General features: G+C 58.3%; 13 protein-coding genes and 1 tRNA gene. 2 read left to right on the top strand and 12 right to left on the bottom strand.

The window, feature by feature from the left end; translation table 11 throughout:
- Position 1: 1 nt before the first annotated feature.
- The 11 genes from AO240_RS14670 to thrS all read right to left on the bottom strand — a co-directional run bounded on the left by AO240_RS14670 (position 2) and on the right by thrS (position 11233).
- Positions 2-916 (bottom strand): Fe(3+) dicitrate ABC transporter substrate-binding protein FecB, encoded by a 915-nt coding sequence (locus tag AO240_RS14670; RefSeq protein ID WP_371918630.1) that lies wholly within the window; start codon positions 914-916, stop codon positions 2-4.
- Between the two features lie 214 nt (positions 917-1130).
- Positions 1131-3536, bottom strand: coding sequence for a TonB-dependent receptor (locus AO240_RS14665; protein WP_099237068.1), 2406 nt, complete (start codon positions 3534-3536; stop codon positions 1131-1133).
- Positions 3537-3777: 241 nt separating this feature from the next.
- Positions 3778-3854 (bottom strand) — tRNA-Pro (locus AO240_RS14660).
- A gap of 90 nt (positions 3855-3944) precedes the next feature.
- Positions 3945-4301, bottom strand: coding sequence for a MerR family transcriptional regulator (locus AO240_RS14655; RefSeq protein WP_003219935.1), 357 nt, complete (start codon positions 4299-4301; stop codon positions 3945-3947).
- On the bottom strand, positions 4282-4584 hold the full coding sequence (gene ihfA / locus AO240_RS14650) for an integration host factor subunit alpha (protein ID WP_002553164.1): 303 nt from the start codon (positions 4582-4584) through the stop codon (positions 4282-4284). The genes AO240_RS14655 and ihfA overlap by 20 nt, the downstream gene beginning before the upstream one ends.
- A gap of 3 nt (positions 4585-4587) precedes the next feature.
- Positions 4588-6966 (bottom strand): phenylalanine--tRNA ligase subunit beta, encoded by a 2379-nt coding sequence (pheT, locus tag AO240_RS14645; RefSeq protein WP_099237067.1) that lies wholly within the window; start codon positions 6964-6966, stop codon positions 4588-4590.
- Between the two features lie 26 nt (positions 6967-6992).
- Positions 6993-8009, bottom strand: coding sequence for a phenylalanine--tRNA ligase subunit alpha (gene pheS, locus AO240_RS14640; protein ID WP_034099107.1), 1017 nt, complete (start codon positions 8007-8009; stop codon positions 6993-6995).
- A 109-nt stretch (positions 8010-8118) separates the two neighbouring features.
- Complete coding sequence (gene rplT / locus AO240_RS14635) at positions 8119-8475, bottom strand: 50S ribosomal protein L20 (protein WP_053257052.1); 357 nt, start codon at positions 8473-8475, stop codon at positions 8119-8121.
- A 29-nt stretch (positions 8476-8504) separates the two neighbouring features.
- On the bottom strand, positions 8505-8699 hold the full coding sequence (rpmI, locus tag AO240_RS14630; protein ID WP_002553160.1) for a 50S ribosomal protein L35: 195 nt from the start codon (positions 8697-8699) through the stop codon (positions 8505-8507).
- Between the two features lie 60 nt (positions 8700-8759).
- Positions 8760-9311: a translation initiation factor IF-3 gene (gene infC / locus AO240_RS14625; RefSeq protein WP_172979313.1), complete on the bottom strand. Its 552-nt coding sequence runs from the start codon at positions 9309-9311 to the stop codon at positions 8760-8762.
- A complete protein-coding gene (thrS, locus tag AO240_RS14620) occupies positions 9311-11233 on the bottom strand; it encodes a threonine--tRNA ligase (protein WP_058412107.1) in 1923 nt (640 codons plus the stop codon). Before thrS ends, infC begins: the two co-directional genes overlap by 1 nt.
- A gap of 365 nt (positions 11234-11598) precedes the next feature.
- On the opposite strand from thrS, the gene AO240_RS14615 reads away from it, so the two are divergent.
- Together AO240_RS14615 and AO240_RS14610 are read left to right on the top strand one after the other, a co-directional pair.
- Complete coding sequence (locus AO240_RS14615; RefSeq protein WP_099237066.1) at positions 11599-11913, top strand: hypothetical protein; 315 nt, start codon at positions 11599-11601, stop codon at positions 11911-11913.
- A gap of 289 nt (positions 11914-12202) precedes the next feature.
- Positions 12203-12415, top strand: coding sequence for a cold-shock protein (locus AO240_RS14610; protein WP_058412108.1), 213 nt, complete (start codon positions 12203-12205; stop codon positions 12413-12415).
- Positions 12416-12487: 72 nt separating this feature from the next.
- Here AO240_RS14610 and AO240_RS14605 read toward each other — a convergent pair whose 3' ends face one another.
- Complete coding sequence (locus AO240_RS14605; RefSeq protein WP_099237065.1) at positions 12488-12808, bottom strand: I78 family peptidase inhibitor; 321 nt, start codon at positions 12806-12808, stop codon at positions 12488-12490.
- Positions 12809-12820 lie beyond the last annotated feature (12 nt).

Genomic DNA, 12820 nt, shown 5'->3' with positions numbered 1-12820 from the left:
GTTACTGGCTCAGGTCGGCTTTGCCGCCTTTGAGAATCGCCAGCGCGTCTTCTGCGATTTGCTCCGAAGCCAACACGCCGCGGTTGCGCGCCCAACTGTCGCCATCCACCTCGGCCACGTGCTGGTTGCGCACCGCGCCGAGCACTTGCCACAGCGGCTGCTTGCTCCAGGTGTCGACGATGCTTGGGCGACGGTAGTGACCGACCAGCAACCAACCCGGATCCAGCGCGAGCAATTGCTCCAGGCTGACGAACTCAGTCGGCGCAGCTTTGGCACGCACAGACGGTACTTTCAGGCCGATGGCTTCGAGCACGCTGCCGGCATAAGAGTCGGGGCCGTGCACCGAAAAGCTGTCTTCGCGCGCCACACCGAACAACACGCTGGCACCGGCCGGGATCTGTTGCGCAATGCTCTTGAGGTGCTCACGGTTCTGCGCAATGCGCGCCTGCATCTGCGCGCTTTTGCCCACGGCCTTGCCGATCAGCTCGGCGGATTTCAGGCTGCCCTGGTAATCCTCTCCCCGCGAGGGCAGCAACAAGGTCGGCGCGATACTCGCCAAGTCGCTGTACAACGCCTGGTGGCGATTGAGGTCGGCAATAATCAAGTCCGGTTTAAGCCGGGCTATTTCCTCGATGCTCGGCTGCGAGCGCAGGCCCACGGACTTCCATTCGCCGATGGCCTGACGCACGCGCGGCAACACCCTGTTCGCATCGCCATCGTCGGCAGCGCCTACCGGCGTTACGTCAACCGCGGCCAAACTGTCGAGAAAGGAGAACTCCAGCACCACCACGCGCTTGGGCGCATCCGGCAGATGCACCGCGTGTTGGCCGTCGTTCAGGTCGATAGGCGCAGCGTTCAATACGCTGGAGCACAACGCCAGGAGGCAGGCGGCAAGAGTGGGGATGGAGCGCAGCATTCGCATGAACAACCTCGGCGTTGAAACACCCAAGCGCGACAGGCCTGGGAAAACGGCGGGTACTATTCCATATCGGGGCGGAGCAATCAAAAAACATTCCTATTAACGTCATTGATCAGCGGCGCTCGCAGGGGTTATGCAAGGTGACGCGGTGCGCCACGGGATGCATTCCCACGCAGCGTGGGAACGATCGACCGCTACATTCGGGCGGCTTCTAGAAATCGACAGTGGCCGAGAGTAAATAGGTGCGCGGCGTGGACAGGGTCAAACCTGGCTCACTGTCATCCGACGCCCCGGCCGAACTCCAGTAGCGCTTGTCGGCGACGTTTTCGACATTGGCGCGCAGGGTAATCTGCTTGTCGTCGACCTTGAAGGCGTAGCGCGCGCCGACGTCGATACGGTTCCAGGCATCGATTTGCTTGACGTTGGAGGTGTCCAGGTACTGCGCGCTTGAGTAGATGCCGCGGCTGGTCAGCGTCAGGCCCTCGACGGTCGGCACGTCCCATTCGGCACCCAGGTTGACGTTGTACTTGGGTGTGGCCGGTGCGCGGTTGCCGTCGAAGGTGCCGTTGGTGGTGTGGGTCAGTTCGCTGTCGATGTACATCACACCACCGAGCAAGCGCACGCCCTTGAGCGGCTCGCCGAACACGCTGAGTTCCACGCCGTCGTTCTGTCGCTTGCCATTCGGCCCGAACACCCGCGTGGTGGCGTTGGTTTCATAAGCTGGCTGTTTGATACGAAACACCGCGGCGGTCACGGCGAAGGCGCCTGCATCGTACTTGGCGCCGACCTCGACCTGACGGCTGATAAACGGCGGGAAGATTTCATCTTCATTGATCGACGTAGACGGCGCAACCTTGCCCTGGCTCAAGCCTTCCATGTAGTTGGCGTACAGCGACAAGCTGTCGGTGGCCTTGAACAGAATACCGCCGGAAGGCGAGACTTTTTCCTCGTCATAGGCAGTGTCGCCTTTGACGTTATCGGTCCAGTCATCGACTTTCACACGCTGCCAGCGCGCGCCCAAGGTCAGCAGCAGGCGGTCGTCGAAAAAGCCCAAGGTGTCGGAGAGCGCCACACCACTGAACATGTTCTCGGTGTAGACCTTCGAATCGAAACGCGTAGGCCGCGACGGCGTCGGGGTTTGCACCGGGTTGTACAGATTGCTCGGCGCCGCAGCGTAGCGAGCGCCGCCGTTTTCAAAGTCCATGTAGAAGTAGCTGGCGGCCAGGTTGACCTCGTGGCTGACTGGCCCGGTGTGGAACCAACTGCGCACGCCGGCCGTGGCGGTGCGCACGTTTTCGTCGCGGGTGAAATCACGCGGCAGCACGCTGAAATCCCCTGCGTCATTGGTGACCGACACCGCGTGGCGCAGGAAGTCGTGATGGCTCTCGCGTGCGCCCACGCCGCCATACAGCATCACGCTGTCACTGAGGTCGAACTCGCCGTTGAGCGTGCCGAACGTGTCGTTGGTGCTGGCCTTGCTCCAGCTTTGCGCGTAGTTGCGGTGCACCTCATTGGCACTCGGCACCTTGGCATTCGCGCCGACCTGCACGCGCTCTTGCGGCGCATCGGTGTCGCGCTCGGTGTGGCCGATGTCGGTGGAAAGGCGCAAGCGCTCGCCGCGAAAATCCAGGCCAATGACCGCCATCTCACGGTCGACGCTCTGGTGGTCCCATTCAGTATCGCCAGCCTGCTTGACGCCGTTAAAGCGAATGCCGAACTGGTTGTCCTCGCCAAAGCGCCGGCCCACATCCACTGCGCCACCGGCCTGGCTGTCAGATGCCCAGGTGCCGGTAAACGAGTTGATGTCTTTGTCGGTGGCGCGCTTGGGCACCACGTTAATTCCACCGCCTACGCTTCCGCGCGGCGAGATGCCGTTGATCAACTGGTTAGGGCCTTTGAGCACATCGACGCGCTCGGCCATTTCCATGTCGATGGTGTAGGTCGGCAACACGCCGTAGAGGCCGTTGTAGGCCACATCGCTGTTGAACAGGCTGAACCCGCGAATCGTGAATTGCTCGTAACGCCCACCGGCCGGGTTGGTCGCGCGTACCGACGGGTCGCTGGCGATCAAGTCACCAAGGGTGCGCGCCTGCTGGTTCTTCACCGCATCGGCGGTGTAGGTGGTCATGCTGAACGGCGTGTCCATAAAGTCCCGCGAGCCCAACAGGCCTTGCGAGCCCCGGCGCGCCACTTGCCCACCCGCATAGGTATCGCCGCCCTCCAGCCCTGAAGTGCCGACGATTGAAGTCGGTGCCAACTGCAGGCTGCCGCCCTCCGGGGCCGGTATCAACACATAGGCCTGCTCACCCATCGGTTGCAATTGCAGGCCGGAGCCTTGCAGCAAACGCGCAAAGCCCTCCTCCACCGCGTACTCGCCAGACAAACCACTGCTGCTGCGCCCGCTGACCAACGCCGGGTCTACCGACAAGTTGACGCCTGCCAACCCGGCAAAGCGAGTCAATGCGGCGCTCAAGCTGCCGGCTGGCACCTGATAGCTACGGCGCGCGGTGCTGTCTTCGGCATAGCTGACAGGGATGAATAGCGGGCTGGCGCTGAGGCTTAGCATCAGGCTCAGGTTCAGCAACGGGCGCAAGCGCAAAGGTGGAACTGCGGACATAGGAGGAAGCTCTCGAATTTATTCACTTACCTGAAATGACCGGCGAGATGAAAAAAAGGGACAGGCTTCGACGTCTATTTTGAGGCATTAAAAAGCGCAACCGCTGAGTGCATACTCATTCACCTGGAGCACGGCGCGCAGCAAATAGCCGGGCGGTCAGCGGCATAAGGCTGACTCAATTAAAAGCTTGCCACATGAAAAAGCCCAACCTTTTCAGATTGGGCCAAGTCATTGAATTATATGGTCGGGACGGAGTGATTCGAACACTCGACCCCTAGCACCCCATGCTAGTGCGCTACCGGACTGCGCTACGCCCCGACTAGGCGTGTTACTGGGTTTGCTTCGCAACGAAGCGAACCGGAATATACCGCAAGCTTTTGAAATGTGGAAGTATTTTAAAAACTGCGGTTATTTCTTCAGAACCACCAGCACATCTTCGAGTTCGGAGATCATCTGACGGATCATTTGTTTGTATTGGGTGGTGTCGTCTTTGGCTTCATCACCGGACATACGCTGGCGTGCGCCGCTGATGGTAAAACCCTGGTCGTACAACAACGCGCGGATCTGTCGGATCATCAGCACGTCCTGGCGCTGATAATACCGACGGTTCCCGGTGCGTTTGACGGGGTTGAGTTGAGGAAACTCCTGCTCCCAGTAGCGCAGCACGTGCGGTTTTACCGCACACAGCTCGCTGACTTCACCAATGGTGAAGTAGCGTTTGCCCGGGATGACGGGTAGCTCGTCGTTATGACTTGGTTCCAGCATAAGCCTCAACTCGGGCCTTCAACTTCTGCCCTGGACGAAAGGTGACCACACGGCGAGCCGTGATCGGGATTTCTTCTCCCGTTTTTGGATTGCGGCCAGGCCGCTGGCGTTTGTCCCGCAGGTCAAAATTGCCGAAACCGGACAACTTGACCTGTTCGTTGTCTTCCAGAGCGTGCCTGATTTCTTCAAAAAACAGCTCGACCAATTCCTTGGCTTCGCGTTTGTTCAGACCCAGCTCTTCGTACAGACGTTCCGCCATCTCAGCTTTCGTCAAAGCCCCCATACGTCACTTCCTTAACGTGGCGTTTAACCTTTGTTCGAGCGAGGTGAGGATATTTTGCGTCGTGGTATTCACCTCATCGTCGTTAAGAGTGCGCGATGGATGCTGCCAGGTCAAGCCGACTGCAAGGCTTTTTCTATGCGGATCAATGCCTTTACCCTGATAGACGTCAAATAGCCTGAGGTCTGTCAGCCATTCCCCTGCATTTTCACGGATTACTTCCAGAACAGCCGTGGCGGCGACGTCACGGTCGGCGATGAGGGCCAAGTCGCGACGCACTTCCGGAAAGCGCGACAACTCGCTGAATTTAGGCATCTTGCCCGAAGCAACTTCAGCCAATACCAGCTCAAACACGAACACCGGACGGTCCAGGCCGAGGGTTTTCGAGAGCTCCGGGTGAATGGCGCCGACGAAGCCCACCAGGCGACCTTCGCGTTCGATACGCGCGGTCTGGCCAGGGTGCAAGGCGGGGTGGCTGCCCGGCACAAAGGTGAAGTCAGCCAGAGCACCGGCAAAACCCAATACCGCTTCCACGTCAGCTTTAACGTCGAAGAAGTCCACGGCATCACGACCCTGAGCCCAGCCTTCGGGCAGGCGGCTACCGCACACCACGCCAGCCAGCATCGGTTCTTGCTGCAAGCCGTCGAGTTGGCCGACGAAACGCAGGCCGCTTTCGAACATGCGCACGCGATCTTGCTGACGGTTGAGGTTGTGCGAAAGTGCTTTGACCAAGCCTGGCCACAGCGACGAACGCATGGCCGCCATGTCGTTGGAGATCGGGTTGGCCAACAGCAGCGGTTCAACACCGGGGTTGAACAGTTCGAACTGCTTTGGATCGATGAAGCTGTAGGTCACCGCTTCCTGGTAACCACGCGCAACCAGCAGGCGACGCAGTTCCGGCAGGTGCGCACGCGCTTCTGCTTTGGGTTGCGGCGCCAGGCGCGCTTGCGGGTAACGGACCGGCAAACGGTTGTAGCCGTACAGGCGGGCCAGTTCTTCGATCAGGTCGACTTCCAGGCTGATATCAAAGCGATGGCTTGGCACTTCAACGTGCCACTGCCCGGCGCCGTCAGCAGAAATGCCGAGGCCGAGTGCCGACAGCAGTTGCTCGATTTCCGCAGGCGCGATGACCAGGCCAAGCATTTGCTCAACGGCTTTGGCACGCAGGGTGATCGGTGCAACCGACGGCAGGTACTGCTCGCTGACGGTTTCGCTGATCGGGCCGGCTTCGCCACCAGTGATTTCCAGCAGCAGGCCAGTGGCGCGCTCCATGGCTTCACGGGCCAACTGCCAGTCCACGCCACGCTCGTAGCGGTGCGAGGCGTCGGTGTGCAGGCCGTAGGAGCGGGCCTTGCCGGCGATGGCGATCTGATCGAAGAACGCGCTTTCGAGAAAAATGTCACGGGTGGTTGCGGACACGCCGCTGTGCTCGCCACCCATCACGCCGGCAATCGCCAGGGCGCGGGAATGGTCCGCAATCACCAGGGTGTCGGCGCGCAGGCTGACTTCCTGGCCGTCGAGCAGCACCAGCTTCTCGCCTTCCTCGGCCATGCGTACGCGGATACCGCCGTTGATTTCGGCAAGATCAAAGGCGTGCAGCGGTTGGCCCAGCTCCAGCATCACGTAATTGGTGATGTCGACAGCCGCGTCAATGCTGCGCACGTCCGCGCGACGCAGACGCTCAACCATCCACAGCGGGGTTGGCTGGGTCAGGTCGACATTTCGGATCACACGGCCCAAGTAACGTGGGCAAGCGTTGGGCGCCAGCACCTCGATCGGGCGCACTTCATCGTGCACCGCAGCCACGGCGGCAACCACCGGGCGCGTGACCGGAGCGTCGTACAACGCGCCGACTTCACGCGCCAGGCCAGCCAGGGACAGGCAATCACCGCGGTTCGGGGTCAGGTCAACCTCGATGCTCGCGTCTTCCAGTTCCAGGTAAACGCGGATGTCCTGGCCCACTGGCGCGTCGGCCGGCAGCTCCATCAGGCCATCATTGCCCTCGCCCACCTGCAGCTCGGCCTGGGAACACAGCATGCCGTTGGACTCGACGCCGCGCAGCTTGGCCTTCTTGATTTTGAAGTCGCCCGGCAGCTCGGCACCGATCATCGCGAACGGGATTTTCAGGCCCGGGCGCACGTTGGGCGCTCCGCACACGACCTGGAAGGTTTCCGCGCCGTTGCTGACCTGGCATACGCGCAATTTATCGGCATCCGGGTGCTGCTCGGTGCTCAGCACCTCGCCCACTACCACGCCACTGAAAACACCGGCGGCCGGCGTCACGCTATCGACCTCAAGGCCGGCCATCGACAGACGCGCAACCAGCTCGTCGCGACTTACCTGCGGGCTTACCCAGCCACGCAGCCATTGTTCACTGAATTTCATCCTGCTCTCCTAAAGATTCGTTACGACTAGCGAAATTGCGCGAGGAACCGCAAGTCGTTGTCGAAGAACAGACGCAAGTCGTTCACGCCGTAACGCAGCATGGCCAGACGCTCAACGCCCATGCCGAAGGCAAAGCCCGAGAATTCTTCCGGGTCGATCCCGGACATACGCAACACGTTGGGGTGAACCATGCCGCAACCCATCACTTCCAGCCAGCCGGTCTGTTTGCAGACGCGGCAGCCTTTACCGCTGCACATCACGCATTCCATATCGACTTCAGCGGAAGGCTCGGTGAACGGGAAGAACGAGGGACGGAAACGCACCGCCAGCTCTTTCTCGAAGAACACCCGCAGGAACTCTTCGATGGTGCCTTTGAGGTCAGCGAAGTTGATGTCGCGATCAACCAGCAGGCCTTCAACCTGATGGAACATCGGCGAGTGGGTAATATCGGAGTCGCTACGGTACACACGGCCTGGGCAAACGATACGGATCGGCGGCTTGTTCGCTTCCATGGTGCGAACCTGTACCGGCGAGGTATGGGTGCGCAATAACATGTTGGCGTTGAAATAGAAGGTGTCGTGCATCGACCGGGCCGGGTGATGGCCTGGGATGTTGAGCGCCTCGAAGTTGTGATAGTCGTCTTCGACCTCAGGGCCTTCGGCAATGCCGTAGCCAATGTGGGTGAAGAACTGCTCGATACGTTCCAGCGTCCGGGTGATCGGATGCAGGCCGCCCGAGGCTTGGCCACGGCCTGGCAGGGTCACGTCAATGGACTCGGCGGCGAGTTTGGCCGCAAGATCGGCCTCCTCGAGCGACGCTTTGCGCGCATTAAGAACCTCTGTGACACGCTCCTTGGCGACGTTGATCAGCGCGCCGACTTGCGGGCGCTCTTCGGCCGGCAAATTCCCCAGGGTCTTCATCACCTGAGTCAATTCACCCTTTTTGCCAAGGTAGTGAACCCGGATTTGCTCCAGGGCATTGATATCTTCAGCGCTTTGCACAGCCTCAAGGGCTTGAGCGACGAGCGCGTCGAGGTTTTCCATGTACAGACTCCAGATACAAAATAGGGGAAGAGCTTGAAGGCTCTTCCCCTATTTATGACGTTTACCACCGTGGGCTACAGGAGTAACCCAAGGTGACTGTCGGGGGTACTTAAGCCAAGGTGGCTTTAGCTTTCTCGACAATCGCAGCAAACACCGCTTTATCGTTCACGGCCAGTTCAGCCAGAACCTTACGGTCGATTTCGATGGACGCTTTTTTCAGGCCAGCGATGAAACGGCTGTAGGACAGACCGTTAACACGTGCACCAGCGTTGATACGAGCGATCCACAGAGCGCGGAACTGACGTTTTTTCTGACGACGGTCACGGTAGGCGTATTGGCCTGCCTTGATTACCGCTTGCTTGGCAACACGGAATACGCGTGAGCGTGCGCCGTAGTAGCCTTTAGCGAGTTTCAGAATTTTTTTGTGACGTTTACGGGCAATGACGCCACGCTTTACACGAGCCATGAGTTACTTCCTCTATCTTGATCCAAAAATTAACGAAGGCGCAGCATGCGCTCGACTTTTGCCACGTCAGACGGATGCAGCAAGCTGCTACCGCGCAGTTGACGCTTACGCTTGGTCGACATTTTGGTCAGGATGTGGCTCTTGAAAGCGTGCTTGTGCTTGATACCGTTAGCAGTTTTCAGAAACCGCTTAGCAGCACCACTTTTAGTCTTCATCTTTGGCATGTTCGGATACTCCGCATTCAGTTGATAAACATAATCAGAAGGCCTGCCGTGCCCTGATGATTACTTCTTCTTTTTCGGGGCGATGACCATAATCAGCTGGCGTCCTTCCATCTTAGGATGCTGTTCGACCGAACCGTACTCGAGCAGGTCACCTTCAACCCGCTTGAGGAGTTCCATCCCCAGCTCCTGGTGGGCCATCTCACGGCCGCGGAATCGCAAGGATACCTTGGCCCTGTCCCCATCACTCAGGAAACGTACCAGGTTGCGCAGTTTTACCTGGTAATCCCCTTCCTCCGTCCCTGGACGAAACTTGATTTCTTTTACTTGAATCTGCTTCTGGTTCTTCTTCGCTGCGGCAACCTGCTTCTTCTTTTCGAAGATCGATTTGCCGTAGTCCATCACCCGACAAACAGGTGGGATTGCATCGGCGGAAATTTCCACCAGGTCCAATTTGGACTCTTCAGCAATACGAAGCGCTTCATCAATCGAGACGATGCCAATCTGCTCGCCGTCAGCGCCAATTAACCGAACCTCGCGTGCCGAGATATTCTCGTTGATCGGGGCTTTCGGTGCAGCTCGTTTATCTTGTCTCATTTCACGCTTAATAATAATTACTCCGAATCTGGGCGACCACGCCGGGAAACCGCTTGCGCGAGGAACTCAGCGAACTGGGCGACGGGCATAGAGCCCAGGTCAGCACCTTCACGAGTACGCACAGCGACAGTCTGCATCTCGACTTCCCGATCTCCGATAACCAAAAGATAGGGAACCTTGAGCAAAGTATGCTCACGGATTTTAAAGCCGATCTTTTCATTTCTCAAGTCGGACTTGGCACGAAAACCGCTTTCGTTGAGAGTTTTTTCAACTTCAGCCGCAAAATCTGCCTGTTTATCAGTGATATTCATGATCACTGCCTGGGTCGGAGCAAGCCACGCAGGGAATGCACCCTCGTAGTGCTCGATCAGGATACCGACGAACCGTTCAAACGAGCCAAGGATCGCCCGGTGCAGCATAACCGGGTGCTTACGGCTGTTATCTTCGGAGACGTATTCGGCCCCCAAACGGATCGGCAGGTTAAAATCGAGCTGCAAAGTACCACATTGCCAGACACGACCAAGACAATCTTTCAGCGAGAACTCGATTTTCGGACCGTAGAAGGCGCCCTCGCCCGGCTGCAGATCGTACGCAAGGCCCGCGCTATCAAGCGCTGCGGCCAATGCAGCTTCGGCGCGATCCCATAGCTCGTCGGAACCGACACGTTTTTCCGGACGAGTGGACAGCTTCATTTCGACTTCGGTGAAGCCGAAATCGCGGTACACGTCCATGGTCAGCTTGATAAACGCAGCGGACTCGGCCTGCATCTGCTCTTCTGTGCAGAAGATGTGGGCGTCATCCTGCGTAAAGCCACGCACACGCATGATGCCGTGCAGTGCACCGGACGGCTCGTTACGGTGGCAGGCACCGAACTCGGCCAGACGCAGCGGCAACTCGCGGTAGCTCTTCAGGCCCTGATTGAACACCTGCACGTGGCACGGGCAGTTCATCGGCTTGATGGCGTAATCGCGGTTTTCCGACTGGGTGGTGAACATGTTGTCGGCGTAGTTGGCCCAGTGCCCGGATTTCTCCCAGAGGCTGCGGTCAACCACCTGCGGAGTTTTGATCTCCAGGTAGCCGTTGTCGCGCTGAACCTTGCGCATGTACTGCTCAAGCACTTGGTACAGGGTCCAGCCATTCGGGTGCCAGAACACCATGCCCGGCGCTTCTTCCTGAAGGTGGAACAGGTTCAGGCGCTTGCCGATTTTACGGTGGTCGCGTTTTTCGGCTTCTTCGATGCGCTGCACATAAGCCGCCAGTTGCTTTTTATCAGCCCAGGCAGTGCCGTAGATCCGTTGCAACTGCTCGTTCTTCGCGTCGCCGCGCCAGTAGGCACCGGACAACTTGGTCAGCTTGAACGACTTGAGGAAGCGCGTATTCGGCACGTGCGGGCCACGGCACATGTCGACATATTCTTCGTGGTAATACAGGCCCATGGCCTGCTCGTCCGGCATGTCTTCAACCAGACGCAATTTGTAGTCTTCACCACGCGCGGTAAACACGTCGATCACTTCAGCGCGCGGCGTGACCTTCTTGATGACGTCGTAATCTTTTTCGATCAGCGCGTGCATGCGCGCTTCGATAGCGGCCATGTCGTCCGGCGTAAAAGGACGCTCGTAGGCGATATCGTAATAGAAGCCTTCATCAATGACCGGGCCGATCACCATTTTCGCCGTCGGGTACAACTGTTTGACCGCGTGGCCAATCAGGTGCGCGCAGGAGTGGCGAATGATCTCGAGCCCCTCTTGATCCTTGGGCGTGATGATTTGCAGGCTGGCGTCACCGGTGATCAGGTCACTGGCGTCAACCAGCTTGCCGTCGACCTTGCCGGCCACGGTGGCTTTGGCCAGGCCTGCACCAATGGATGCGGCGACCTCGGCTACAGAAACCGAATGATCGAATGAACGTTGACTGCCATCGGGAAGAGTAATAGTTGGCATGGCGCCTCCTCTCCTAGTGGTGACCCCTACCAAAGGTCACGTGGGTTGGGATGAGCCAGTACAAGATCCAATACCAGGCCGTTCAATGCTGAACGCCTGCCTTACAGCGGCAGGAGCCTTTCGGCCAACCGATAATCGAACCAGAGTGACTGGAGTGAACTCAAAAAAATGGCAAGGCGGCAATTGGCGCACCTGGAAAAAGCCAAGCGCAGGATGCTAGCACAGATGAACGGTCATCGCGCCGGTGCCGGCACGCGTAAATACAAATTCACGCTTTTATAGCGGCTAAAGTGAACTTGGGCTGTACGCCACGCCTCAAACGCACCGAGAATCGCCGTTCGTCCTCGACCCAAAGGAGCATCCACATGATGCGTTTTACCTCGACCCTCGCTCTCGCCGCTTCCCTGGCATTCCTGTCTTTCGGCGCCCAAGCTGCTGCGCCATCGAACTGGCCCGACGGCGCCCGTGATAGCTTTGTCAAAGATTGCAGTGCGGCCGCCAGCCAGAACGTTGACGCCAAAACTGCCAAAGATCACTGTGAATGCGGCGCCGACAAGATCAACGCTGAATTGAGCACTGCAGAGATCAAAGAGCTCATGACCAATCAGAACGCCAGCCAAGAGCTCAAGACCAAAGCGGTCACGGCTATTTCCTCGTGCAAAGTGGCAAAGAAAAAGTAACAACGGCTGCTGATCCGACTGCCGGGTTGCGTGAAAAACGCGGTTAAAACTGCTATTTCTCACAAATTACGCAGCTTTTGCGGCTTTTTTTATCAGCTGATATTTCGCGCCAAAGCCCCGTAGATCGGGGCTTTCAGCCAGCCAAAGGACTAAACGCAAGGCTATTGATTAGCAAACAGTGCCTTGGGGGGGGTCCCAAGTCGAACATTTCGACTATGATACCCCGGTGTGCCCAGTTGGCCTGAGCAGCACAGCACTACTGAAAATATATGTTTCTTGGAGATACACCATGTCTAATCGCCAAAACGGCACCGTTAAATGGTTCAACGATGAAAAAGGCTTCGGCTTCATCACTCCTACAGGTGGCGGTGACGACCTGTTCGTACACTTCAAAGCTATCGAAAGCGACGGTTTCAAAAGCCTGAAAGAAGGCCAAACCGTTTCCTTCGTGGCTGAGAAAGGCCAAAAGGGTATGCAAGCTGCACAGGTTCGCGCTGAGTAATCTGCGCTGAGCTAAAAAAAACCCCGTCCATGTGACGGGGTTTTTTATGCGCGCTACAAAAGCCGGGGGCTATCAGCCGCAGTTGACCCGCGTAATCACCAGGTTATCGTCGGTGTTCAGGTTCAGGCGGTCGGAGCGGTATTCCAGCGTGACCATATCGTTGGGCTTGAGGATTCGTGCGTTCTGCGCACCGGCGCGCGTACGCGCCTGATCCAGTAATTGGGGCGAGGCCTTCTGGCCTACGGCGAACTCGGCGGCTTTCGATTCACAGCGGCTATAGGCTGCGTCAGCAACGGCGGCCTCTTTGCCTTGCGCTGGAGCGCCCGGAGTGCTGCAACCCGCCAACGCGAGTGCCGCCAACAGAGTACCGAATGATGCGAGCTTCCAAGGCATGAAGCCTCCTAT

It is taken from the genome of Pseudomonas sp. ICMP 460, assembly GCF_002723595.1.
Lineage (GTDB): Bacteria > Pseudomonadota > Gammaproteobacteria > Pseudomonadales > Pseudomonadaceae > Aquipseudomonas > Aquipseudomonas kitaguniensis.
The sequence above is the reverse complement of the archived record's forward strand: the minus strand, read 5'-3'. Positions and strand labels throughout refer to the sequence as shown.

Bases quoted from the DNA above. Each gene is read 5' to 3' on its own strand.
- AO240_RS14670 (WP_371918630.1), bottom strand. From the start codon at position 916: ATGCTGCGCTCCATCCCCACTCTTGCCGCCTGCCTCCTGGCGTTGTGC.
- AO240_RS14665 (WP_099237068.1), bottom strand. From the start codon at position 3,536: ATGTCCGCAGTTCCACCTTTGCGCTTGCGCCCGTTGCTGAACCTGAGC.
- AO240_RS14655 (WP_003219935.1), bottom strand. From the start codon at position 4,301: ATGCTGGAACCAAGTCATAACGACGAGCTACCCGTCATCCCGGGCAAA.
- ihfA (WP_002553164.1), bottom strand. From the start codon at position 4,584: ATGGGGGCTTTGACGAAAGCTGAGATGGCGGAACGTCTGTACGAAGAG.
- pheT (WP_099237067.1), bottom strand. From the start codon at position 6,966: ATGAAATTCAGTGAACAATGGCTGCGTGGCTGGGTAAGCCCGCAGGTA.
- pheS (WP_034099107.1), bottom strand. From the start codon at position 8,009: ATGGAAAACCTCGACGCGCTCGTCGCTCAAGCCCTTGAGGCTGTGCAA.
- rplT (WP_053257052.1), bottom strand. From the start codon at position 8,475: ATGGCTCGTGTAAAGCGTGGCGTCATTGCCCGTAAACGTCACAAAAAA.
- rpmI (WP_002553160.1), bottom strand. From the start codon at position 8,699: ATGCCAAAGATGAAGACTAAAAGTGGTGCTGCTAAGCGGTTTCTGAAA.
- thrS (WP_058412107.1), bottom strand. From the start codon at position 11,233: ATGCCAACTATTACTCTTCCCGATGGCAGTCAACGTTCATTCGATCAT.
- AO240_RS14615 (WP_099237066.1), top strand. From the start codon at position 11,599: ATGATGCGTTTTACCTCGACCCTCGCTCTCGCCGCTTCCCTGGCATTC.
- AO240_RS14610 (WP_058412108.1), top strand. From the start codon at position 12,203: ATGTCTAATCGCCAAAACGGCACCGTTAAATGGTTCAACGATGAAAAA.
- AO240_RS14605 (WP_099237065.1), bottom strand. From the start codon at position 12,808: ATGCCTTGGAAGCTCGCATCATTCGGTACTCTGTTGGCGGCACTCGCG.